The organism is Ruegeria sp. CE6, from assembly GCF_056537485.1.
On record NZ_JBQFRR010000001.1, the window covers coordinates 1293201 to 1317563 of the forward strand.

Below are 24363 nucleotides of genomic sequence, written 5' to 3' on the forward strand. Positions count from 1 at the left end.
AGCGTTTCAACCGTTTCAGATGGCTCAACAATTACCCCTTTTGGACACAATTTTGTCCCAAAATAAAATGTAATTGCACTCAATAGTTATCAATGTGGCATGATCATGATGCTTGTCGTCCAAATACCGGCGCTTAACGAGGAGGAAACCCTTGCCGAAGCGATCGCGGCAATTCCCCGATCGATTCCTGGCGTCAGTAAAGTTGAAGTACTGGTCATCGACGACGGCTCCACCGATCGGACCGTTGAAGTCGCCTGGAACGCCAAAGCTGATCACGTTCTGGAAATGAGCAGCCATGTCGGCCTCGCCCGTGCGTTCAGTGCCGGCATCGAGTATGCACTTTCATTGGGCGCGGATGTGATCGTCAACACCGATGCAGACAATCAGTATTGCGCTGACGACATTCCGGCCCTGATTGATCCGATACTGAAGCGTAAGGCACAAATCGTGGTCGGCGCTCGCCCGATCAGAGAGATCGAGGGCTTCTCGCCGTTGAAGAAAACCCTTCAACGGCTGGGCAGTTGGGTCGTGAGACTGGCAAGCAAGTCAGAAATCCCTGATGCGCCCAGCGGATTTCGCGCCTATTCCCGAGATGCCGCTGCCCGACTCTGTGTTGTCAACACTTATACCTACACTCTGGAAACCATCATTCAGGCCGGACGCAAACATATCCCGATGACCTCGGTGCCTGTTCGGGTCAACAAGGTAACACGCCCGTCTCGTCTGTTCAGAGGTATCGGAGAGTATGTCATCCGCTCAGCAAGAACTATTCTGCGCGTTTTTGTGATCTACGCACCATTGAAGTTCTTCCTGACGCTTTCGGCAGTATTCGCCTTGCCTGGCTTAATCGGGGTTGGGCGATTTCTCTATTATTACGCGACAGACGGGGGGGCCGGGCATGTTCAGTCGCTGGTTCTGTCCGGTGTGCTGCTGGCAATGGCCACGATACTGTTCGCCGTTGGTATCCTCGCCGATCTTATCGCCACCAACCGTAGTCTGCTGGAAGACATCCGGGCCCGAGAGTTACTGCGCGCGCCGATTAGACCTACTGAAGTAATTACCCTCGACCAGGTCAGGGCGGTAGAGAATGGATAATCCGGCGCTAGGCGATCAGCGAAACGCCGGATTGGTAGGGGCTATCACTCTTGATCGAGTGGTACGAGCGAGCATTGTCGTTGTCTTCGTGTTTATGCTGGTGCTGGCGTATACTCACAATGTGAATTGGGACGAATTCTATTTCCTGTCACATGTCCATGCCTTCCTCGACGGTCGATTGGACCGTCCAATGCAGACCTTCTTCGTGCATGGTTTCACATGGCTCGATGCGCTGCCGGGTCATGAGATGGAACAGATATTTGCAGCCCGGCTTGTGATGGTTGCATGCGTCGGGCTGACCACAATTTCTGTGCGCCGTATCGCCCTGTATTTTACCGAACAGCGATTTGCTGATATCGCTGCTCTGGGTTTCCTGACTTCGGGCTACGTTTTGGCCTATGGCGCCAGTTTCCGTGCCGATCCCATTGCTGCGGCATTACTGACTTCTTCGATTGCAATCTTGCTGACCACGCGCCTGTCTGTCTGGCAAACACTGGCGGCAGCGCTTCTGAGCGCTCTGGCCGTACTGGTTACGATCAAATCGGCACTCTATCTGCCCGCATTTCTGGCCGTTCTGATATGGAGGATCGAAGATCGAATAGCGGTACGGCGCATCATTATCACGGGTATATTGGCGGCTGGCATTTGCGTGTCATTCTACCTCTGGCATGCGTCTGGCCTCCGCGTCGCCGAAGGCAACCAGACGGCAAACAATGCAAAGGACGCGCTGAATACGACGCTGTTGAAAAGCGGCATATTCCCACGATCAACTGAATTCATGAGTTGGGCTATGCTCAGTCTCCCACAGATCATTCTTGTGGGGATCGGACTGTGTGCCGGTCGGAATGCTCGGCGGGTTCTGTTGATTGCGCTCTTTGCTGCACCGCTCCTCTCGGTGGTGATCTATCGCAATGCCTTTGTCTATTTTTACCCCTTCGCTACCCCACTCCTGATGGTAGCCGTCGCGATCGGTGCACAGAGGCTTGGATCATCACGACGCTTAGCACAGCTGGTGATGGTGATGCTTGCGGGGCTTTTTGTCCAGGCAGCCCTAGCACTGCAAGATCGTGCAGGAAACCAACGCGCCACTATTGCGGAAATTCATCGCCTGTTCCCAGATCAGGTCGCCTATATTGATGACAGCCACATGATCGCAAGTTTCCCGAATCCTGGTTTCTTCATGTCAGGCTGGGGCGTTGCACGCTATCAGGCGGCGGGCCAGCCCGTATTTGCCAGAATCATCGCAGAACAGCAGCCACCTCTACTTATCGCCAACAAAACTGCTCTGACGCTGACGATGGACCCAAGTTCGGCCAATGGAGCCGAGCCTGTGCTGCTGCCTGAGGACCACAAGATATTACGCGAGTCATATGTGCACTATTCGGGATCGATCTGGCTTGCCGGAGGATCAGTGACGCTGACCGGCGAACCGGTTGAATTGGCACTTCCGTTCCCCGGGAGGTATCGGGTCGAAACCAGCCAGCCAGTACAGATTGATACAAGTGCCGTCGCATCTGGAGACATTCTTAGCATTGGGGCAGAGGCAGTAACAATCAACGGACCGAAAGGTGTTGCTGTCAGGCTGATCTGGGATACTGGTGTGGATCCGGTTGCGCCAGAAAGCTTGGATCGAGAGGTTTATACCGGCTTCCGGATGCTTTCGCCATGAATGCCGATATGCCTCTTTCCCCTCCGGTGGTCAGCACCACTCCGATACCATCTGAGCCCGGCAACAAGCGGGTGATTTTTTGGGGAACATATGATCTCAGCAAACCGCGTACTCGAATTCTCCGAACTGGATTGCAAGAGCTCGGCGTAGAAGTAATTGAAATCCACGCAGAGATTTGGCCCAAACACGCGGATAAAAGCCAGTTGAACATGGCTGTAATGATCCGAGTGTTGTTCAGCGCGCTCTTGGCCTATCCGCTTCTGATCCTGCATTATTTGCGTGCGCCTCGTCATGATGCAGTGATGGTTCCCTATCTTGGCGCGCTCGATACATTGGTGTTGTGGCCCTTTGCCCTGCTACGTCGGCGGCAGATCACCTGGGACATGTTCCTTTCGCTTTACGACACTGTCGTTAACGATCGAAGTATGGTTGGAGCCAAGTCACTGCCGGGCCGGATGCTTTGGGTCACTGAATGGCTGGCCTGTCGGGCAGCGCATCATGTCTTGCTCGATACGAAGGCGCATGCCGAGCATATTGCACGGATCTTCAATTTGCCTGAATCCAGGATTGGAGCAGTGCCGGTGGGAGCTGAGCCGGGATCCTTCCAGCGTCTGCCTCCTCCTGCGCGCCACGACGGTCCCACTAGAGTGTTGTTTTACGGACAGCTCATCCCGCTGCATGGGCTTAAAACGATATTGACGGCAGCTACCTCGGATCGAGGTCGCGATATCAATTGGCACCTGATTGGCACCGGGCAAGAGCGCCTATTGCTCGAGACAGCTCTGGTGGATGCGGAGCATAATCATATCTCCTGGCAGAAGTGGGTTCCCTATGAGGAACTGACCGAGGCAATTTCAAATGCCGACATCTGCCTCGGCATTTTTGGCGCCTCTGGCAAGGCTGCGTCAGTGGTGCCGAACAAGGTTTATCAGGCGCTGTTGTCAGGGCGTTCAGTGATCACCCGAAGCTCACCTGCCATGATCGAAACATTCGGCACCGAAGCTCTCGGGGTGAAGCTTATCCCTCATTCAAATCCCGAAGCGCTGCTGGATGCCATCGCTGAATTGAGGCACGAGGGCTATCCGGTAATGCCTGAAGACAAACTGAAAATGGCCCAGCCGCATGAGATCGCGCGGACTCTTTGCGGATACTTGTTTCATTGTGCACCTCAAGCCGGATAAAACTGTGGTCGACATGACTGATACCGCCATTAATTCCGCAGAGCATAGTGCTTCTGCCATCTATCACAGGCACTTTGGCCCGGCCCTGCCGCAATCCAATTGGGTGCCCGCGCCGCGGTATCTTCTGAGGCGTGATCGGGTTATGCGGCATCTCAAAAATCTGATGCCTTGCAGAGTGCTTGATATCGGGTGCGGACCGGCTGCGCTATTGTCAGAACTGGCAGAACAGGGTTTTGAAGCTTATGGCGTAGATCGTTCGCAGCAGGCCCTTGAACTGGCAGATAAGCTCAACACTCAAGCCAGCCCTATTACACTCTTGGCCGAGCTTGACCCGGATTGGAAAAACTCCTTCGACCTGATCATGTCATTTGAAGTGATTGAGCACTTGGAGCAAGATATTGAGGCCATGAGAGAATGGCAAACTTATCTGAAACCCGGTGGAACAATGATCTTGTCGACGCCTGCGCACCCATCCCGCTGGAATGCGGCCGACGTTTGGGCAGGGCATGTTCGACGCTACAGTAAAGAACTTTTAGTACATTCGGTTCAGGAAGCCGGCTTCACGGTCGAAACTATTGAGTGCTACGGTTTTCCTTTGGCCAATATCATGGAGTATTGGCGTGCTCGGGCCTATGGGCAGATATTAGAAACCAACGCCAAATCTGGTAAAACAGCGAACGACCTTACAAACGAGAGCGGTAGCGATCGTTCCATTGAGCGGCGCTTCTGGCCTGTGTTTTCTTCCATACCCGCAGTCACGGTCATGCGGCTTTTTTTCCAGCTACAACGCCCTTTCCTTAACACCGAATTTGGAAATGGTTTTCTTGTAGTGGCGCGCAAAACGTAAACACATGGCTACCGCCCTGCGCTATATCGGCACCGCTGCTGCCCTGATCTTCATCGGAATCATTCTGGTTCGACACGCAGGAGACATTGCAGTGCTCGACCTCGGGTCAGGCCGCGCCCGTTATGCACTGCTAGGTGGGTTTACCCTTTATGTGCTGTCGCAGCTCGTAGGTGCTGTGGCTTGGGGGGTGACGCTAAACATCTATGACGTTGCCCTAACGCGCACACGCGCTGAAAGTCAGTTAATGGTATCGCAGATCGGGAAATACATCCCCGGCAATGTTGCCCACCTTTTGGGACGTTTCGCCCTCGCAAGGAGTGATGGAGTGCTATCCGCAATTATTGCGTCATCTCTGTTGCTCGAGATCGGTTTTCTGCTCGCCAGCGGTGCTCTGGTCGTCGGAATTGTGCTCCTGACCATGCCCGATCTTGTCGCCGCAGTAATTGCAGACCTTCCAGGATCCTGGCTCGATGGACAGATGACAATCATCTTCTTCGGAATTCTGGCCTGCGTAATGATTGGCCAGATTGTGATTTGGCGCAAAGCGGGAAAACCGAAACTTACATTTTCAAAATGCCTGATCCTATTGTTTCTGCATAGCTTCAACTTTTTGATGCTGGGTTTGTCACTTTGGTGTGTCGCACGGGCGATCTACCCTCAGGGTGGTGCCGGTATATTGCAATGCATCGCAATCTTTTCGACAGCCTGGGTCATCGGTTTTCTGATGCCGGGCGCACCCGGTGGTATCGGTATTCGAGACGGAATTATTGCTCTCGGACTTGGCCTTTTCACTGATCAGGGAGTCGGTCTAAGCGCTGCGATCGCGCATCGCGCGATCTCGGTTCTGGGGGATGTAGCTGTGTTTGGGCTTGGCGTAACCCTGCGCCGATATCTAAGCAGTGGTGAGCACGAAGCTGTATAGGCTTATTAATTTGGATCGGGTCAGCCAGACAACTTGAATCGGCGTCTATCGTATCTGAAGGTCGCCATGCGCTGCCTCAGGCGCTAGGGTGCCGTCTTCTATTCGTTTCCAAACATAGTGCGACTTCTGGTGCGTACTACATTCCTTGAGCGCACCCAGCATCGCCTAAAGCCAGGGTTGAGGTCGTTCAAGTTTGACCCAAACCTATCGTGAGTTTTCAGCAGGCAACCGATCAATGTGCTTTTTCACAACATCGTTCGAGAGGGTCGCGTTCAGTCGCCACTCACCTAACGGGATGACCGGCTTGTTTGCGGCCTGTGCATCAGGTTCAAAAGTAACAACAATGGTTTCACGCTTGTCACTTTCATCAAGATCAAGCTGGATCATGAGCCGTGTAACGCCTGAATTCGGATTCTGCATCGCACATTCAGAATTGAATGCCGTTTCGCAAGGATTGGCTGAAAGTTGAGAGAAGGTGGCATTTGGCGGCGACAGTATGCGCGCGGTTAGTTCTTTCCCATCCTGACGCAATGTGGCCTTGGAGCCATCAACCGTTACCTGCGCTTCGGTATGCATTGCCCACGCCACCCGCCCCCGTTGATCAGAGCTAATTTCATCCTGAACCAACACAGTCGTTCCATCGACAAGAGCTATGCCTCGTCTGACCGTTCCCTTGGGCTTTCCATAGGCGTCTGAAAGATCGGCGATTGCAAAATCGAAACCCGGAAATTGCGCCAACTCCTCAACATAGGCCCGCCCCGTTTCGATTTGATTTGCCATGTCAAAGGTCAGTGTATTCTGCCCGATCGTGGCCGTTCGATAATAGTCAAAACGTTTGTCAGTAAAGTAGCCGGGCAATTGGTAATTTCCGAGCCCAAGATCAACCCCCCAACGTACACCGTCGGCTTCAAGCACAAAGGTGCCCGCATCAAGGTCATTGTGATGGCTGCTAAGCGGCCCAGCCTTGAGGCCGATATAGCTGGCCGTAGGGTCATTCCAACCAGACCGCATGGTTACGATCCCAAGCCCTCCAGACCAATAGGATGTTGATCGGGCAGTGATTGGTTCACTATTGCGTCGCTGCTGCCAGATCAGCTCGAATGCTGGATGGGAAGACCGCATTTTGCTATTCATTTTAATGTCGTAGCCCGGGCGATTGAACCGCGACGCCAACCAGGTCAACACAACAAGGTCAGTGCTTGTATCGCTGTCTCCAAAGTTAAACAGCATGCCAGTTGGTCCAGACGCATGGATCAGAAACTCCCCGAATTCCTCCAAACCTACCATTCGCGAAAGATCAAAATCGTGCCCGAGGACGGAAACAAGCGCATCAAACGATACTGCCGCGTCCCGGGCGGACAAAGCCCCGTACATCGGTCCTTCTGGCCATGCACCATCCGGAGCAAACATTGCCAACCCATTTCTAAGTGAAACCTGAGCCTGCTCAATAATATGATCAGCCAGTTCCGGTTCTGTTTCTGACACAACCAGAGCAGCGACGATCATTCCCGCATTGCAAACGATGTTCCAGTTGAAGGATGCAACGGGCCAGGCGATATCCGCAGTAGCCGTCCCATCAGGAAGCGACGCGGGAACAGACACTGGGTTCACCCAGTGTTGGGGGGCGACCCAACCCTTGTCATAATAGAGCGTATCCAGATCGTAGATTTTTGCGGCTTCTTTCAGCCCCTTCTCAACAAGTGCCGATCGGATAGTCTGATGATCCTCTTCGTCCAGATTGTCACTAATCCAACTGTATCCGAGCGACACCGCCAATGTGACACGGCTTAATCCCAGAAAGTGTGCGGGCTGCCATGTTTCCAGTTCCGAAAACTGCAAGAGCTCGGTTCTGGCGCGATCAACATATCGACTGTCACCAGTCAATCGCCAAGCCAAAGCCAGTGTGGTGAGGCGTTCGACCGGACGTTGTCCAAATCCACGAAAAGCTTCGTGAAGTTGACCATCTCCATTCCGAACTGCCTCAACAATAGTAGGCGACTGCAAATGCGCTTCTGCACTGTCAATCAATGCCTGATAGTCAGCCGCGAACACCTGATCGGCTGCGCGCTGTGTTTCTATGCGCTGCACGATCTCATCCGTTAGAACGACTTGCGGCACTGAGTTTTGGGACAAAGCGCTTGTAGCGCAAAAACAAGCGAAGGACAAAACGAACAAAAAGAAGGCTTTAATCGGATTCACACTTCTAACGGTTGCGATCATGGGTTTCTTCCGCACTGGAAACGCCTGCAACCCGACTCTGCAGCGGTGGCCAAATTCTGTCAAAGACATCCGATTAGTTTGGCTTAGCAAATTGATATGCTAAACGCTCCGTCCGGCAGCCTATTGGAGTAATGTTTAAGTAGAGCCGGAAGGACAACCTATAAGAAAGCCAGCCACGAAGACCTAGCGCAAGCGATCCGAGCATTAATATTATGGTCGCATGACTTGATCACGGAACCGAACCGGAAACGAGGCTAGAGCCCATCGATTTTCATGTGTTTGTTTTCGTTCCCGGCCTAGCGCAGACCGGGAACCACTTATTGGAGTGCTTCAGGCGATGGACATGCCGAGCGCTTCAAGTTGGTCTGTCAGGGCGCTTTCTGCTTCGGCAACACTGTTCCAGTCATCAGCCGTCAGGTTGCCAAGATCCAGATCCTCGGCCTGAACATCCTGAAGTGTAACGGTATGGCCGCCATTTCCGACAACTTCAAAGATAAGATCGCCATCGATTTCGGTGACCGACACATCGCTTTCGCTCAAAGCGTTGAAATCGATGATATCTTCATCGGCATTAAAACCGATAATCTGGGTCTTTACCCCCCAGTTCCAGGTAAGCTCTGCCACATCCGCTTCAGCGCCGAAGGTCACAACTCCTGGTGTGTGGCTGTTTCCGGGTTCGTTGGTTCCACTACCGATATCTGGTTGGGTCGATCCCCCTGTCAGATCTCCGACCCGTGTCTGATAACCGTCTGTCGTCGCCCCGACAGAAGCCTGTGGGGTCAGCAGTATGGTGCGATCAACCAACGTCACATCGTTCTGGTCAAAGCCAAATGGCACCTCGAGATTGTCTTCCATCACCTGATCAAAATGGAATTCGACCAGACCCGGGATCAGGTCAGCCTTGGTCACGCCGGTCAGCGTGATGCTTTGTCCGGTCGGCAAGGATGAGATCACCAGACCATCGCCACTGTCCTCGACGCTAAGCCGCTCGCGGGTTCCGAAATACAGAAAGCTGATCTTCATCGTTGAAGGATCAAAACCGTCAATAACTTCGTGCACGCCATATTCGTGGCTGCGAACATAGACTGTGTCAGCATCGCGAGGTCCTACGCCCTGCTCCCAACTAAGAACGCCGCCCATATCCTGACGGAGGTGTTCGTTGCCGACCACACCAAAGCTGTCGATGGTCACGTCCTGGAAGGTGACACCTTGCACGATTTGCGCCGCGTCCGACCATGGGCTGTCGATAACAATCTCGCCGGCCTTGGATTTGGTGACGATCATGCCGTGAACCGACGTACCGCCAAAGTCCAACTCGTCCACACCGGGGCGGAATCCGGTTATGTCGTCAGCGTTGCTATCGGCCCGGTATTTCACCCCGCCCGTGTCTGTATTGCCGGTAATCGCGGGCGGGTTTGACCCGTCTGCATCATAACTGAGGTCATAGCCCTCTCCGTCTCCCGGCGAGACGATAACTTGCCCCAAAGCTGTGGACACTTCGTTCAACACCGTCTGATCCGTGATAGAGAAATTGCTAAGCGAAAGATCAGACAGGCCAAAGCCCGTGAATACGACCTGTTTGGTTACATTGCCCGATGTCAGCTCAATTCTAACGGTCTGCCCCAGGGCGTCCCCACTCTCTTCGAAAATCGAGAAGTTATCAGCCCCAATGTCCGGTCCGATTTCAATGACATCTCCCATCGCGGGCAGGAAGCCTTCGACCGTCTGTGCCTCGCTGGCAAGGCCCAGCATAACGTGCATATGTTGGTGGCTATGGCCACCGCCACCACCATCTCCGCCACCATCACCACCGCTGGTCGGCATTGAACCATCAGTGCCTATCAGCCCAAGCACTTCAGCTGCGGCGGTATTGTCCAGAATAGCGAAGTTTGCCGGGCTCAGCTCAGCAAGTGTCACACCGCTGAGGGTCGTGGCCTGGTTATTGGACGGGATCGAGAACACAACCGCGCCATCAACCTCGGCAACCTCCAACGCGTCGGCACCGACCCATGCGATGAAGATCGTATCTGTCGTAGGGTCGAAATCCGGGATCGTTGCATTCGTGCCCCAAGCCCAGTTAATCACCACATCCGCAGTATCTTCTGTGGTGTCAGCAGTCCCGTTGCCGGTCGGTTCCGTGGGTTCCGGATGTATAACCGGTGGGACAACGGGCGGCGACGTATTCCCGTTATCGGTGCCGCCATTTGTATCCGTGGGCAAGACACCGTCGGTGTATACCTTGATAGCGTCTTCGATACTCGGCGCGTCATAACCGCCGAATTGCGAGACATACCGCAGGATCGAAGTACCGTATTCATCGGTGGATACACTTCCACCCTGAAGCAGAGCCAACGTACCCCATGCCCCCCGCAGGTGCGCGGCGGCCATTATGCCAGTAAGACTGAGCGTGACAGAGACGGCCTGGCCATTTTCCAGATAAGTGCGTGTCGTGCCGAGATAGTCGGACAGGCTCTCTCCCTGATAGCCCAGCCCGGTTTCGATGACTTGAAGATTGTAGCCAAAAGCTTCTTGAATCGCGCGCTCCTGCGCTTCGGCGGTTGTGAACTCTGCCAGCGAATTCACCCCGTTCTTACCGGTCCATGTGCCATCCCAGGTGTTCGAAGCCGCGCCATTCCCATAATAGACATCATCGGTGTAATACCCGAGGTCAATTAACAGCGCCTCGCCGAACTGATATCCAACAAAACCAAGCGAGTTCATCGAGCGATAGGACATCGCGTCCCATTCATCACTGCTTAGATCAGACCAGCTGGAATAGCTTGGATAGAAGTCGGCAACGGCCCCTCCCGCCCATTGGTTCAGCTGCCAATCCTGAATGATTCCTGCGTCGTATCGATCTCGATCCCAACCAGATTCAAATGCACGCAAAGCGTCGCGAAATTCTTCATATGTTCCATTACTCATCTTGAAACAGACTCCCATCTTGTCGTTGTTTCAGCCCAAGTATTTCGGCTTTACTAGCCCGATGAATTCAGGCCCAACTTGCGTAACAAGTCAGAAGTTCAGGACACGTTAAGAGTTCATTAACGAATTAATCTGAGCGGATGCGGGCCTAGGCCAACCTTTTGATGCGCTAAAAAACGCTGTACGTCAGTGGGTTATAGCGGGGTTTGAGCAAAAGATCGGTGCAGTTGCGCGAGTCTTCGCCAAATTTGGAATGTCGCAATAATTAACTTTGCATTATTGCCAGATCGAACTGTTAAGAAAGCCTCAGCCGATCCAGACCGGCTGAAGCTTTTTTGGTAATCAGGCGATGATCAGAGACCCCAATCCTGTGATTGCTGAGCCGTCAGCTCGCTGATGTGCTGCATGACATCGAAATGCTCATCAACACCCTGTACGCTGATCACCTTTTGGCCATTTGCCGTGACCCAGTGAGTGCTGGAACGCCATTCGATCTGAAGTTGATCCAGAGACGAGATCCCGAACCCTTCCAGATCGATAACAATCGAGTCGTCAGCCTCAAAATCCCGGATCACCTGACCACCATACTGGCTGCCCGGGCCGGTGATGACAAAAGTATCGCTACCTTCGCCACCGAACATATTGGCAAACCCGGCTTCTGAAGACTGGTCCGCATCAAGGATGATGACGTCGTCGCCGTCTCCACCATTTGCATTGGTGATCATCGCGCCTTTGCGGATCAAGATGGTGTCATTGCCGTCGCCGCCGTTCAGAGTAGCGAACTGATTGAGCGCACCGCCAACAATGTAGTCATCACCAGCACCACCATTCAGGGTCAATCCACCACTGCCGGTGTCGCCGATCATGTAGTCCCAACTATCGGTGCCATCTACGGTAACGAGCTCTTCGCCGACCTCGGCATCAATCCGGTTGCCATACTTCTCGAACCACTCCAGCGTGTTTGCACCAAAGGGCGGTTCGTAGACAACCTGATAGCCTTCTTCATCGTTGCCAACCAAGCTGCGCAGGTCGATGTATGACGGGTCAAATCCGTTCCCGTCATCGTCATAGCGCACGATGATCTCGTCTGTCAGCTTGTTGAACAGCACGATCTGGCCGTTTTCGATGCGGTGATCCAGATCGAACCAGCCGGTCATCCCGTAGGCGTCGAGGTCAATCTCGATACGGTCGCCTTCATTGGCATCGAAATCGGTGATCGTGTTCTCGCCGCCGTTCAGAATGAAGGTGTCAGCTCCTCCGTTACCGGTCAGCACGTCTTTACCATCACCCGAGGTGAAGACGTTATCGCCGTCGTCGCCGATGATCACATCATCATGGTCGCTGCCATAGATGTTCTCGACGCTCCAGAGCAGATCATAGCCTTCCTTGTCGCGAATCTCGTCATTGAGATCGAACGGATTGGCGCTGTTGCCATGCCAGGCCCAGTAATACTCACCGCTGGCATCTTCCGCCTTGTTGTTCATGTCGACATAGATGCCGCTCAGGCTGTCACCATACCAGGCCGTGTCATTGCCTTCTCCACCATACAGCTTATTAAAGCCGCCACCGCCAGCCATGATATCGTCACCGCCAAAGCCGTAGAGTACATCATTGCCGTCATTACGGATTTCGGCCTCGTTTCCGCCGTGGGTATCGCGCTCGGACGTATAGGCTTGCAGAACGTCGTTGTGGTTTGTTCCCAACTGACGATCCTCGTCGTGAAAGCCGACCATCGAAACACCGCCGAACGCCCCGAATGTGACGAACTTGCTGGTTCCAAGACCTGCAAGGTCTTCACTACTCAGGCCAAGGTCGATCTTTTGGCCCAAGCCATAATGCGCACCATCCGGCCCCGTGATCAGAGCGGTTTCTTTCAACCGTTGAATGAATGCATCTGTGTTCTGCTGCGAGATACTTGTTGCGCCCGGAAAGATGTTCGACGCCTCATCCCAATAGAAGGTTGTAATCACCTTGAACTTGTTGTCGGCCGGATCAAGCGCGACCAGATCGAATGCCGCGCCATCAACGATCGATGACTGCAGGTCCAGCGTTACTGGCCCCTCCACGTTGACTGGTACAATGATCTTGTCTTCAAGCGGGTTGAAGTCGAGGATCTCGACCAGAGACACTTTCGGCGGGTTGACGGTTTCGACAACCTGCTCCTCTGTCTTGAACATGTTCTTGATCCCGTCGATCAGGCCTCTGGCAAGGTTGATGAACAGCTTCGCGCCCGGCAGCATCTTGGCGAGTGCCAGATTACCTGCCTCTTCCAGCCACTCTTCGCCCAGACCATTCGATTGGTTATGGTTGGGATCATGAGTTGTTGGTTCAGGCACAGAGCCAATAACGAACGTGTCGGCCCCTTTTCCACCGTAAAGCGTGTCGGCAGAGGTTTCGTCGATATGCCCGGTAAACAGGACATCATCACCGTCACCGCCGACAAGAAGGTCGTTACCAGTACCACCGTACAGTTTGTCGCCTTCATTCCCGGCAATCAGGATGTCATCGCCCTCGCCGCCAACAAGGATGTTCTTGCCTCCGCCGCCAATGATCTTGTCGTTGCCGGATTCGCCGAACAGCTGATCATCACCTTCACCTCCATCGATGTAATCGTGGCCACCGCCACCATAGATGACATCATTACCGCCATCACCGAACAACTGGTCGTTCCCACGGTAGGCGATGATGATGTCATCTCCGTCACCGCCCGAGATATTGTCCCGATGATGATAGTTGGAATAGTAATTCTTGATCGAGGTGCCGCCATCATAGTTATCCCAGTTTTCGGGGTTCCAACCGTGGATGACGTTATCCCCGTCATTCCCTTCGATACGGGTGTAAAGATATGTCCCCTTGCTTTGCCCACTTGAGAGACGGTGCATCAGGTTTTCAAAGCTCACCTCACCATCGGCCATATTGTATTCACCACGGGCTTTGACATCGCGGCCGACATAGGTGCCGCTGGTGTCATGCAGATGGGTCCCATATTTATCCCACCAACCGCTGTGGCCATCGCCAGGTGATTTACCACCGGTCCAGACGGGAATATCAGGTTTGTTGCTGGCCACAGTCTCGTCGTCCGAGGCTGAATCTTCCCAGACGTAGTCCTGCAATTCGCTGCTTTCTTCCGACAGCAGACTAACCGGCGGGATCACGATAGGATCGTCATCCGTTTCACCAAGACCAACCGATATGTTGAGCGTGCTCGCTGAGTTGGGCTGGAATTTTGATTTGCTAACATGTTTCATGTCTTTCCTCCTGTTTCCTGGATGGTCGACACCCGAGGTTCGGGCCCATACGCATCACAGATCATAGGAAAGATGTGGTTTTTCAGGCTGTTGATCTCAACAGGCGAAAGCCAGTTAAGTTGTTATAAAGTATGACAAAAATGGAATCCACGGCCTGAGAAAACCAGCAATCCGGCTGGCGCCTGTTTCAGGCCCCAGCCGGTGAGTTTAGTTTTCCCTCTGTTTGCCCGGGCGTCCGTTTCAACAGGAACTAAGACGCCCGGATTTTGGTTGTGCAGCGATAGATGATCGCTGAGTTTTCGCCCCACTTAGGCAACCATATCGACAAAGAAGCTGTCGGTCGGAACGGGGGTTCCGCAGATGTCTTCGCCGCCTGCAGTCGGTACGATTTCGCACAGCGGCGGAGGCGCCATTTCCGTCAGGTCATACTCATTCTCCGGTACTTCGGTGCCGCATTTGGGCAGCGGCAGGATCGGGGGTACAGCGATGACGTCATCACCCTGATCCAGAACGATCGGATCAAAGGGCAGCGGGTTCACTGCAACCAGATCTTCACCGTCCTGAGGCACTTCGGTGCCGCAACGTGGATCAGGCATGATCGGGGAAACTGCGGTCACATCGTCACCTTCACCAGCAGGAACCGCACCATAAGGAAGCGGGGCTACTGCGATCAGGTCTTCACCATCCTGCGGAACCTCGGTACCACACCGGGGGTCAGGCATGATCGGGGAAACTGCGGTGACGTCGTCACCTTCACCGGCAGGAACCGCACCAAAAGGCAGCGGGTTCACGGCAACCAGATCTTCGATGGGATCGGCAACCAGCGGATCAATCGGCAACGGATTTACAGCCACCAGGTCTTCACCATCATTTGGCACCTCGGTTCCGCACTTTGGAAAAGGCTGAATTGGGGGCACGGCGATGACATCGTCGTTGGCTTTCTCGAAGCTCGTAGCGGTTACATGTTTCATTGTATTTCTCCTTGTTACACACTTTGTTTAGCACCCAAAAAATCTTAGAAACTTCCTCCTCGGGTATAACAAAAAGGTGGTTATCCGGCCCCTTCATTACAACGCAAAAAAGGGGGCTAAATTGTTACAAAGTATGACAAAAATAGGCTCTTAAGCCGGGCATCATCTCTTTTCAGACAGGACGCGCTTCCAAGATGTGGACCAGCACCCGCTCAGGTACCACCTTCGCCCCTCCTCGCCTTCAGGATCGAAAAAACCAGCGCCATTTCTGGCGCTGGTCTTAGCTGTTTCTTCCTATTGGGCAGCTCACATCATGCGGTCGATCAGACCTCCCGGAACGTGGTCCGGATTTGTTTACTGAGAGGATCAAGAAGGTACTGGAACAGGGTACGTTCGCCGGTTTCGATGAAGACGTCAGCCGGCATACCCGGCAGCAGGCTCAACTGGCGGTCAGACAAAAGTCCGACAGCCTCCTCGCTTAGTGCAACCCGCGCCTCGTAGTAGGGTAAGCCAGTCATCTGATCTGTTTTCAAATCAGCCGAGACAAACTCAACGTGCCCATCCAACCGAGGGGCAACATGTTGATCGAACGCCCCGATCATCACGCTCGCAGCCTGGCCCAAGGCGACATTGTTGATGTCCTGTGGCATGACACTAGCGGTCACCACCAACCCGTCATCCTCGGGCACGATCTGCATCAGCGTTTCGCCCGGAGACACCACGCCGCCGATTGTATGCACACCCAACTCGTGCACGATGCCATCCGCCGGAGCCCGAAGGTCAACCCGCGCCAGCTGCAACGCGGCCGCGCTCCGACGTTCTTTCAAGCCATCCAGTTCGACCTCCAGCGAGGAGATCTCGTTCATCACCTGCTCGCGGAAAGTCTTTTCCAGTTGCAGGATATGGATACGCGTCTCGCTGATACGACCACGGGCGACTGCGATCCGAGAGGTCAGGCCGCCACTATTACCGACAAGACTGCTTCTTTGACGCTGCAAAGTCGTCACCCGGGTGCCTGGCACTAAACCCTTTTCAAAGAGCTGCGTCAGACCCTCCAATTCGCTGTCGATCAGTTTGATCTCTTCTTCGGAAGCTTCGCGCTGCGCCTCCAGGCCCACAATTTCCTGCTCTGCCTGTTCGATTTTCTCTTCCAAGGCCGCGACCTCACCATCCTGCGACAGACGACGTGCTTCCATCACCGCGCGCTGCGTTGCGAGTGCGCGGTCAACTTTGTCTTCGTCTTTCCGGGACGCAAGCTCCTCGGACAGTACGAGATCGTCCAGACCATCGCGCTCGGCCGTGAGACGAACCAACTGCGCTTCAAGCGCCACAAGCCTGTCATCGACCAAGGCTTGGCTGCCTGACAACAGCTGATCATCAAGTGTCAGAACAACATCGCCAGCCTGAACCCTATCTCCGTTTTTGACGTGAATGGCGCCGACAATACCTCCGTCGGGATGTTGCACAGCTCTGAGGTCGGACGAGACCACCACACTACCAGCCGTCACGACCGCCCCGGACATCGGGGCTTTCATCGCCCAACCACCGAATCCTATGGCGAGCGCTGCAATTGCGACCAGACCAAAGCCGATGGATCGGGCAGAACGATCCCTAAACCCTTCGGTCTTCGTGTTGGAATTCTTGTTGGTATTCATGACTTCCTCCATTCATTCTGTTTACAGCGCGGGACTGGGTCAGCCCGTGGCGGCAACGATGTCTGTTTGTTGGGGTTGTTCGACGGTCTTCTGTTCAGCGGCAGGCCGTGCAGCTCCGGCGGCGGCCTGATTGCGTTGACGCAACCGCTCCATCACTTCTGTTCGAGGACCAAAATCTCCAGCGCGACCGTCTTCAATGATCAGAATCTTGTCGACTGAACCCAGCACACTCGCCCGGTGCGCGATGACGATCACAATCGCCCCGCGTGCCTTGGCGGCGAGAATGGCATGGTTCAGTGCGGCCTCACCCACGGCATCCAGATTCGAGTTGGGCTCGTCCAGAACCACCAGAAATGGATCACCATAAAGCGCTCGTGCAAGGGCAACACGCTGTCGCTGACCACCGGACAAGGCCGCGCCACGCTCGCCAACCGAGGTGGCATAGCCGTCTTTGAAGCTAGCGATCAGTTCGTGAACACCCGCTGCCTTGGCGGCGGCAATCACCATCTCGTCCGTCGCCTCGGGATCAAAACGCGCGATGTTCTGGGCGATCGTTCCGTCAAAGAGCTCAACATCCTGCGGCAGAAAACCGATCTGGGGGCCAAGCTCCTCAGGCAGGTACTGGTCGATCGGCACACCGTCGAGGCTGATGCTGCCTTTGGCCGCCGACCATGCACCAACAAGTGTGCGCGCCAAGGTTGATTTTCCGCTGCCGGTCGTCCCAATCACAGCCAGTGCCTCGCCTGCTTTCATATCGAAACCAACACCTTTGAGAACAGCGGCAGTGGCCATCGGAGGGGCAGCGATCAGGCCGTCAACGGTCAGCGACTTCTGTGCCTTGGGCATAGAAATACGATGGTCAGCTTCGTCACCAGAAAGAGTTTGCTTCAGCTGAGCCCATGCCTGCCGGGAAGCAACCAGATTGCGCCAACTACCGACCAGAGTCTCGATAGGCTGCAAGCCACGGGACATGATGACCGATGCCGCAACGATTGAGCCAGCCGATATATGTCCATGGATGGCAAGATAAGCGGCGACCGCAAGAACGGCGGACTGAAGTGCCAGGCGGAACACTTTGGTAAAGCTACCAGACACTCCGACAGTAGTGGCCGCCTTAGCACTCGCACCAAGGTGGAGATCGTTCACATCCTGCCAGGTCTTGCCAAGATTGGACTGCATCCCCATCGCGCGAACCATTTCGGCATTCCGGCGGCCGGCTTCTGCCAGACGGTTGCGCTTGGCTGAATGCTCAGACTGAACGCACGCGGCAGCGCGGACCTTGATATCCGTAACGATGGCAATGGCAACCAATGCCAGCGCGCCAATTACACCGACCATACCTAGCCACATGTGCATGGCAAAAACCAATCCCAGATAGACCGGGATCCACGGCAGATCGAACAAAGCTCCGGCACCTTGGCCCGACAGGAAACCGCGAATTTTTTCGACATCTTGAATTGCCGCCGCAGGGTTGCCACCCGGACGGTTGCGTGACGGCTCGGACAAAGTGCAATCAAACGCTGTTCGGGTGAGCCTTTGTTCAAAGCGATGCCCCATGGCAACCAGCACACGGGTCCGCGCGCCGTCAATCAAGGCCATGAACAAGTACAGACCGGCGACAAGTGTGCTGAGCGCGACAAGCGTATTCACGCTTTGGCTAGACATCACGCGATCATAGATCTGAAGCATGAAAATCGGCCCTGTCAGCATCAATAGGTTCACAACACCGCTGAAAACGCCGGTGGCAATCAGATTGCCCCTCAGCGCGCGCCGGGCGCTGGCAAGTTGTGGATGAACGGATGAATGCTTTGACATAGCTGGCTCCCAATAAAAACTCTGTGGGTGATACTTGGAGACCAGCCGCCGATGCCCCAAGGGCTTGTCACACTTTGATTCAATTGACGAATTTGGCCGGTTGTTTACCGAGCTGACGAAGCCGGGTGCCCCGAAATGCGGTACCGGTGGGTGAAACCCCTTTGCATCATCAGCGGCATGGCGGTTGCAATTTCCGCTTGGGAATGCGGCGGTATTTGAATTAGCGTCCCAAGTCAGGGGGATGGGACAGGGAGCCTACGCGCAATGCGCTGGAATGATCTGACACTTCGAACACAAGTTATGAGCATCGTGCTTATCAGCTGGACGATTGTCGGCGTGTTCTCGGTAGTCACCGACGTGGTCCAGATCCGAAACTCTCGCGCTGAAGAGATCCGAAACAGGGGCGATGCCTTTCTTGCGCAGGTGGTTTCAACCCTGGCCCGCGTGCCCCCTGACAGCCGCTCCGAAGCAGCGCTTGGTTTCTTTCCTGCAGAATGGAGTGTCAGGGTCGGCACGCAGGATGCAGCAACCACTTTGGCCAATGGCCGCGACCGCCCGAATCTGGCTAACTGGCTGACGGCGCGGCTGGAACACCGTGGGATCGCCGTCGCGGAACTGTCCGTGGCAGACACGGTCGTTGACGCCAAACACGACCAAAGCGCGCTGTTGCAACTGTTCAAGAGCCACTCGGGCGAACCTATCGATGCAGAAAGCGTTGACGCGTTTCTGGTGAGCGTTTTTTCGGTCCGGCTCAAGGATGATGACGAATGGCTGAACTGCTATTTGCTTATGAAAAACAAGAACATTGTACCTTTGGTCATCGTTGGCTCAATCGACAGTCTGGTCGCGCTTACCCTGCTTTGCGCACTTGCGTTTCTTATTCAGAAAGTGATGCGACCGCTGAGCGCGATGGCCGTCAATGCCGAGTTGATCGGCCGGGGTGAAGAAGTCGGCCCACTCGTCGAGGCGGGTGCCATTGATATCCGCCACACAATTATTGCGTTCAATCGCATGGAAGCCCGGATTGTTCTGGCGCTTGAGTACAAGACAACCTTGCTTCGTAGCCTCGGGCATGACCTGAAGGGACCGATTGCACGGATGCACGATGCGATCCAGAAATTGGAACCAACAGCACCCAAAGAGCAACTGCTCAAGCGGTTGGAAACCATCAGCGATATTGTAAACTCCGTCACCAACCTCAATCGTGAAACGCATCACGATGGAGAGCTTGCACGCCTGGATTTGCGCTCACTGGTTGAGGCGTTGGTAGATGAACAGGTTGAGGCGGGTCGCGATGTGACCTGCACAATCGAACAATCTGCGGTGGTCAAAGGAAGACACAACGCGCTTACGCGGGTTCTTAGAAACTTGTTGGAGAATGCGGTCAAATACGGGGGCCGAACAAGTGTTTCTTTGACCACGTCGAATGATATGGCGGCAATTCACATAGAAGATGAAGGACCAGGTATCCCAACCGAACAACTTGAAACAGCATTTGAGCCTTTCCAGAGACTAGGAGCCACCGAACCCGGCACGGGCCTCGGCCTTGCTATTGTCCGGGCGATTGTTGTCGATCAGGGGGGCACTGTTACGCTTGAAAACCGCCCTAGCGGGGGCCTTAGGGCTAATGTGCTTTTGCCGCTTGATTCCGGAGTTCAGCCTGGACGAAAGATGTAACCCTGCCCCCAGACCGTTCGAATATATTCCGGATTTGATGGATCGTTCTCGATCTTCGACCGCAACCGTTTGATCAGAGCATCAACGCTCCGGTCCCCTGCTCCGCCATGCTGCCGCGTTCGAGCGACGGCAAGTAGGTCTTCCCGGGTGCACAACACGTCCGGATTTTCAGCAAAAAACCGCATGACCCGCACTTCACTTGAGGTGAGGGTGATGAGCCGACCATCCTCGCTTTTGAGATGCCGCTCGTTTTCAACAAGCTCCCATTCTCCGAACCGGGTAACCCGGGATTTTCCCTGCGTTCCACCAGCACGCCTGCGCAGCACAGCACGCACGCGCGCCAGGAGTTCCAACTCGTTGAATGGTTTAATGATGTAATCATCCGCGCCCAGTTCCAGCAGGGAAATCCGCTCGGCGTCGTCATCAATCGAACTGATCATGATGATCCCGGCATCTATGCGCGAAGCAATCTCGTGACATAACACCTTACCACTAGTTCCTGGCATCACGAGGTCCAGCAGAAACAAGCTGTAGGTTTCATCAGCCATCATCAACCGCGCAGCGGGTACATCTTGCGCGTGTTCGATTTTGTACCCTTTGTCAGTCAGAAATGCACAAACACCCTGAGCAAACTCGATGTCATCGTCACAAATCAGAATGTGCTCATCATAGCCAGCGGATTGATCCGCGACGTCTTGCATAGCTCTTCTCCTCGGGACGATGCCTGTCGTTACGATAACAACATTTGCTATTCGAAGCTGTCAATGTTGCAGAGAACGATCAAACTGTCTGGTACGCGGCGACCGCAATCGCCACTCATGGCTAAACCAGACAATCATCTACCGGGGCATTCCGGACGATTGAAAAGTTTGTCACGCCAAACAGCAAATTCCTCCCTCTTCCACCACTTTCCGCGGGTGGCTGCGTGCAACGAGGCAATCTTCGTCAGAGACTTGGTAGCGGGCTTTGTATTTGGTGTATCGCGTGCACCCCGACTTGAGTGCAGTTTTGATCACGACAGTAGGCTCTGAACAAGACTTGGGTGCCTCAGAAACTCTAAATCGTTACTGCTGCGTCCATGCTACGATAGGGGCTCCAAGTCCGACAGAGTAATATCGTAGTCAGTTTCTACCAGGGCTATCTACGGCCTTGCGGAAATCCGGCTTAGATTTCTTCGATTTTCTCCAGCCAGCGCAGCAGCGCCGCCGTGGTTTGCCGCGGCTGTTCCAGAGTTGGTAAATGCCCCGCATGTTCGATGACTTCCAACCGGCTTTGCGGCAACAGGTCATGCATCAATTCGTGGCGTTCGACTGGGCATAACGCGTCATGACGACCGCAAAGGACCAGCGCAGATCCCTTGAAAGCGCGCAATGTGTGACTTTGATCCGGGCGATCTCGTAGGGCCATGGATTGGTTAGTAAAAATCTCCGGCCCCAAGGCCATAGCCATATCCATGCATAGCTCCAAAATTGATTGTCGATCAGGGCCATCGATCAGATAGTTGGGCTTCATTTCCTCGGCCATCACATCGCGTAGCCGACCGTTTTTAACCGCCTCTATCTGGGGCTCACGCCTCGCCTTGACCTGATCCGCCTCTGCCAGCGGGTTGGTGTCCATCAACGCCATCCCCGCTACACGCCCCGGTGCTTGCCGCAGTATTTCCATCGCAACAATGCCTCCCATGGAAAGACCGGCCAATGCGAACCGGTCGGGCGCGTGTCTTAAAACCTCGGCGGCCAGAGCCCGCATCGTATCATGCGCACCAATGGGGGCGACAAATATCGGATATCTGCCAGACAATGCACCAATTTGCGGCGAGAATAGCCGAGCATCGCACATCATGCCCGGCAAAAAGACAAGTGGTGTCATTTGACCAGAGCAGCCCCTTCGGCCAGCGCACCCAGTTTGGCATAGGCGATATCAGGATCGACAGCGCCAAACCCCGCAAAAGTGCCAAAACCGCAATCCGATCCGCCAATCACCCGCTCCGCTCCCACGATGTTCACGAACCGCTCAAGACGTTGCACGACCAATTCAGGGTGTTCGACAAAGTTCGTGGTGGTATCGACCACGCCCGGCACAAGTACCTTGTCATCCGGTATCTCGGACTTGCGTTCGCGGAACACTGTCCACTCATGTGCATGGCGCGGGTTCGAGGTTTCAAACAGCACATAGCGCGACTTGGTTGACATCAAAGTCGAGAACACCTTGTCCATTCCGATATCGCAGCAATGCGGACCTTCGTAATTGCCCCAGCAGATGTGAACCCGAACCTTGTCGGCGGGCACATCCTGCAATGCATGGTTCAGCGCTTCGACATGCATTTCGGCAATACTGACAAATTCCTCGTCAGAAAGATCGGTGAACAGCATATGGCGCGACAGGGCAAGATCGGGACAATCCAATTGAATATCCAGGCCCGCCGCGACGATGGTTTCATATTCGGATTTCATCGCATCGGCCAGCGCGGCCAGATACGCCTCGCGCGTCGGGTAATAGTCGTTCTGCAGAAAAAGAGAGATCACACCCGGGCTGGCAGCATTCATAAATCCGCGCTCAATCCCGTGCTCAACCATGGCTCTTTTGAGGTTGTCGATATCCTTCTGCAACTCGCCCTGCCCTTTCGAGCGCACATCGCCTACGCACATGGGCCGCGCGTATTGTGGAGTTCCGCCATCATTCGCCAAACGTTGAAGAAAGCCCGGAAACATCTTCAGATCAGCCGGAGCGTTGCGCGGGCTGTCGCCTGCAAACCCGGTGTAGCGGTCCTTGACGTAGGTCGCGTAAGAGATTTTCGAAGTCTCGCCATCCGATACAATATCGATCCCCGCTGCAGCCTGTTTGCCTACGGTCTCGGACACCGCGTTCGTCATGCAGGCATCAAAATCTGTCTGATCGAACGGTTCCTCCCGCTCACGCGCGAAGATGAAATCGACGACTTCCTGACTGCGCGGCAGACTTCCCACATGGGTGGTTGAAATTCGGGTCATCTTGTCATCTCCAATTCAATTACTTCCCTGTGCCGAGTCCAAAGTGAAGCACGGGTCACATACTGCGCGCCCCGAAAAAGATCGGAGCGCGCAACTTTGCCTTTATGCACCGGTCCAGGTAGCACCGGCGGGATCGTCCGTTGCCGTGATACGATACAGACCGGCCTCTCCGGTCATTGAGGGCACGATACTGTAGCTTTCACCTGACAGAACCAGCGCTGTATCGCCTGCGGACAAAGTTGTTTCATAGCCATCGACTGTAATCCGCCAATGACCACTCGCAGGCATGAGGACGACGGGCATATGCGCCGCGACGGGTTCGTTCAAACAAGAGCCGCGTCCGAGGAAATCGACCTCAAACCCCGGCTTATCCGTGATCAGGGCATCTTCGCCAATCACTTTGGCTGGCTTGTTAGCGGAAAGCGCCATCAGATCCCAATAGCGTGCCACATATTTGCCGATAACATTTTCGACCGGAACTTCCGGATAGCTCTTAAGCTCTTCTTCGGTCAGCAGCGGCATGGGGCGCACGTTGTGGGGCAGTTCCTGACCCTTCTTGCTGTCATACAGCACGCCATTGTCGCCCAGCATCAGCCCATGCGCCTGCGCGTCTTCGATCACCTGTGGTGCCCAGGTGACACCGCCACCCGCATCATCGCCGCCCAGGATCGACATGATCATCCCATAATCCTGCCCGACATTTTCGAAACCGCGAAAGATGCCAGTTGGAATGTTAAATATGTCACCTTCCTCGGCAATAAACTCGCCCGCAGTGCCATAGCGACCCCAGAAGAACCGCCAACGTCCTTTGGCGACAAAGAACACCTCGGCCGTGGTGTGGCTGTGCAGCGAATTCCGGCATTTCGGAGGTTGCCCCGCCGCGCCAATATTGAAACCGATTTTGTCGGTGATGTGGACATGCTGATCGGGGCTTTCGGATACGCCACCGCCTACGATGGTAAAGTTTTCCTTCTGGTCCGAACCGGGCGTGTGCGCGTCAATAAATGCGGTTTTACAAGGCTGCAGTTCGCCGTAGCGGACAATGCGTTGTTGGATCGTGCTCATAATGGTCTCCGTTCATTGAATTGGTACAAGAGGTCTCGATCCTCATGCACCCGGAGGGCGATTATTCAGCCGCCGCGCCCGCA

The 24363-nt window shown here is 54.5% G+C and carries 16 protein-coding genes; 6 read left to right on the forward strand and 10 right to left on the reverse strand.

What is annotated here, in order from left to right; genetic code table 11:
- Positions 1–108 precede the first annotated feature (108 nt).
- From ACR0DK_RS06340 to ACR0DK_RS06360, 5 genes are read left to right on the forward strand one after another with little or no spacing between them, the layout of a single operon-like run.
- Positions 109–1095, forward strand: a complete 987-nt coding sequence (locus tag ACR0DK_RS06340; RefSeq protein ID WP_480735245.1) for a glycosyltransferase family 2 protein — start codon at positions 109–111, stop codon at positions 1093–1095.
- Positions 1088–2764, forward strand: coding sequence for a hypothetical protein (locus ACR0DK_RS06345; protein ID WP_480735246.1), 1677 nt, complete (start codon positions 1088–1090; stop codon positions 2762–2764). Before ACR0DK_RS06340 ends, ACR0DK_RS06345 begins: the two co-directional genes overlap by 8 nt.
- Positions 2761–3945, forward strand: a complete 1185-nt coding sequence (locus ACR0DK_RS06350; RefSeq protein ID WP_480735248.1) for a glycosyltransferase — start codon at positions 2761–2763, stop codon at positions 3943–3945. The genes ACR0DK_RS06345 and ACR0DK_RS06350 overlap by 4 nt, the downstream gene beginning before the upstream one ends.
- 13 nt (positions 3946–3958) lie before the next feature.
- Positions 3959–4792, forward strand: a complete 834-nt coding sequence (locus tag ACR0DK_RS06355) for a class I SAM-dependent methyltransferase (RefSeq protein WP_480735250.1) — start codon at positions 3959–3961, stop codon at positions 4790–4792.
- A 4-nt stretch (positions 4793–4796) separates the two neighbouring features.
- Positions 4797–5714: a hypothetical protein gene (locus tag ACR0DK_RS06360; RefSeq protein ID WP_480735252.1), complete on the forward strand. Its 918-nt coding sequence runs from the start codon at positions 4797–4799 to the stop codon at positions 5712–5714.
- 204 nt (positions 5715–5918) lie between these two features.
- Here ACR0DK_RS06360 and ACR0DK_RS06365 read toward each other — a convergent pair whose 3' ends face one another.
- The 6 genes from ACR0DK_RS06365 to ACR0DK_RS06390 form a co-directional block, all read right to left on the reverse strand.
- Positions 5919–7832 (reverse strand): heparinase II/III domain-containing protein, encoded by a 1914-nt coding sequence (locus ACR0DK_RS06365; protein ID WP_480735253.1) that lies wholly within the window; start codon positions 7830–7832, stop codon positions 5919–5921.
- A 432-nt stretch (positions 7833–8264) separates the two neighbouring features.
- Positions 8265–10859 carry a hypothetical protein gene (locus tag ACR0DK_RS06370; RefSeq protein ID WP_480735255.1) on the reverse strand — a complete coding sequence of 865 codons (2595 nt, stop codon included), beginning with the start codon at positions 10857–10859 and terminating at the stop codon, positions 8265–8267.
- A 353-nt stretch (positions 10860–11212) separates the two neighbouring features.
- On the reverse strand, positions 11213–14107 hold the full coding sequence (locus tag ACR0DK_RS06375; protein ID WP_480735257.1) for a calcium-binding protein: 2895 nt from the start codon (positions 14105–14107) through the stop codon (positions 11213–11215).
- A gap of 308 nt (positions 14108–14415) precedes the next feature.
- Entirely contained in the window at positions 14416–15078 is a 663-nt protein-coding gene (locus tag ACR0DK_RS06380; protein WP_223118588.1) for a hypothetical protein, read from the reverse strand.
- Between the two features lie 323 nt (positions 15079–15401).
- A complete protein-coding gene (locus ACR0DK_RS06385) occupies positions 15402–16733 on the reverse strand; it encodes an HlyD family type I secretion periplasmic adaptor subunit (RefSeq protein ID WP_480735260.1) in 1332 nt (443 codons plus the stop codon).
- Positions 16734–16772: 39 nt separating this feature from the next.
- The gene (locus tag ACR0DK_RS06390; protein ID WP_223118586.1) at positions 16773–18548 is read right to left on the reverse strand and encodes a type I secretion system permease/ATPase; all 1776 of its coding nucleotides are present in this window, start codon (positions 18546–18548) and stop codon (positions 16773–16775) included.
- A 300-nt stretch (positions 18549–18848) separates the two neighbouring features.
- Between ACR0DK_RS06390 and ACR0DK_RS06395 the strand changes: the two genes are divergently transcribed.
- A complete protein-coding gene (locus ACR0DK_RS06395; RefSeq protein ID WP_480735262.1) occupies positions 18849–20225 on the forward strand; it encodes a sensor histidine kinase in 1377 nt (458 codons plus the stop codon).
- Here ACR0DK_RS06395 and ACR0DK_RS06400 read toward each other — a convergent pair.
- From ACR0DK_RS06400 to ACR0DK_RS06415, 4 genes are all read right to left on the reverse strand, one after another.
- Positions 20204–20926: a response regulator gene (locus tag ACR0DK_RS06400; protein ID WP_170561885.1), complete on the reverse strand. Its 723-nt coding sequence runs from the start codon at positions 20924–20926 to the stop codon at positions 20204–20206. The two genes, ACR0DK_RS06395 and ACR0DK_RS06400, sit on opposite strands and share 22 nt — an antisense overlap.
- A gap of 463 nt (positions 20927–21389) precedes the next feature.
- Positions 21390–22094 (reverse strand): alpha/beta fold hydrolase, encoded by a 705-nt coding sequence (locus ACR0DK_RS06405; protein WP_480735264.1) that lies wholly within the window; start codon positions 22092–22094, stop codon positions 21390–21392.
- On the reverse strand, positions 22091–23215 hold the full coding sequence (locus ACR0DK_RS06410; protein ID WP_480735266.1) for a cobalamin-independent methionine synthase II family protein: 1125 nt from the start codon (positions 23213–23215) through the stop codon (positions 22091–22093). The genes ACR0DK_RS06405 and ACR0DK_RS06410 overlap by 4 nt, the downstream gene beginning before the upstream one ends.
- 102 nt (positions 23216–23317) lie before the next feature.
- Positions 23318–24280: a cupin domain-containing protein gene (locus ACR0DK_RS06415; protein ID WP_170663400.1), complete on the reverse strand. Its 963-nt coding sequence runs from the start codon at positions 24278–24280 to the stop codon at positions 23318–23320.
- Between the last annotated feature and the right edge of the window lie 83 nt (positions 24281–24363).

What these genes read in the sequence shown, in the direction of transcription:
- ACR0DK_RS06340 (WP_480735245.1), top strand. Translation starts at nt 109, where the DNA reads ATGCTTGTCGTCCAAATACCGGCGCTTAACGAGGAGGAAACCCTTGCC.
- ACR0DK_RS06345 (WP_480735246.1), top strand. Translation starts at nt 1,088, where the DNA reads ATGGATAATCCGGCGCTAGGCGATCAGCGAAACGCCGGATTGGTAGGG.
- ACR0DK_RS06350 (WP_480735248.1), top strand. Translation starts at nt 2,761, where the DNA reads ATGAATGCCGATATGCCTCTTTCCCCTCCGGTGGTCAGCACCACTCCG.
- ACR0DK_RS06355 (WP_480735250.1), top strand. Translation starts at nt 3,959, where the DNA reads ATGACTGATACCGCCATTAATTCCGCAGAGCATAGTGCTTCTGCCATC.
- ACR0DK_RS06360 (WP_480735252.1), top strand. Translation starts at nt 4,797, where the DNA reads ATGGCTACCGCCCTGCGCTATATCGGCACCGCTGCTGCCCTGATCTTC.
- ACR0DK_RS06370 (WP_480735255.1), bottom strand. Translation starts at nt 10,859, where the DNA reads ATGAGTAATGGAACATATGAAGAATTTCGCGACGCTTTGCGTGCATTT.
- ACR0DK_RS06375 (WP_480735257.1), bottom strand. Translation starts at nt 14,107, where the DNA reads ATGAAACATGTTAGCAAATCAAAATTCCAGCCCAACTCAGCGAGCACG.
- ACR0DK_RS06380 (WP_223118588.1), bottom strand. Translation starts at nt 15,078, where the DNA reads ATGAAACATGTAACCGCTACGAGCTTCGAGAAAGCCAACGACGATGTC.
- ACR0DK_RS06385 (WP_480735260.1), bottom strand. Translation starts at nt 16,733, where the DNA reads ATGAATACCAACAAGAATTCCAACACGAAGACCGAAGGGTTTAGGGAT.
- ACR0DK_RS06390 (WP_223118586.1), bottom strand. Translation starts at nt 18,548, where the DNA reads ATGTCAAAGCATTCATCCGTTCATCCACAACTTGCCAGCGCCCGGCGC.
- ACR0DK_RS06395 (WP_480735262.1), top strand. Translation starts at nt 18,849, where the DNA reads ATGAGCATCGTGCTTATCAGCTGGACGATTGTCGGCGTGTTCTCGGTA.
- ACR0DK_RS06400 (WP_170561885.1), bottom strand. Translation starts at nt 20,926, where the DNA reads ATGCAAGACGTCGCGGATCAATCCGCTGGCTATGATGAGCACATTCTG.
- ACR0DK_RS06405 (WP_480735264.1), bottom strand. Translation starts at nt 22,094, where the DNA reads ATGACACCACTTGTCTTTTTGCCGGGCATGATGTGCGATGCTCGGCTA.
- ACR0DK_RS06410 (WP_480735266.1), bottom strand. Translation starts at nt 23,215, where the DNA reads ATGACCCGAATTTCAACCACCCATGTGGGAAGTCTGCCGCGCAGTCAG.
- ACR0DK_RS06415 (WP_170663400.1), bottom strand. Translation starts at nt 24,280, where the DNA reads ATGAGCACGATCCAACAACGCATTGTCCGCTACGGCGAACTGCAGCCT.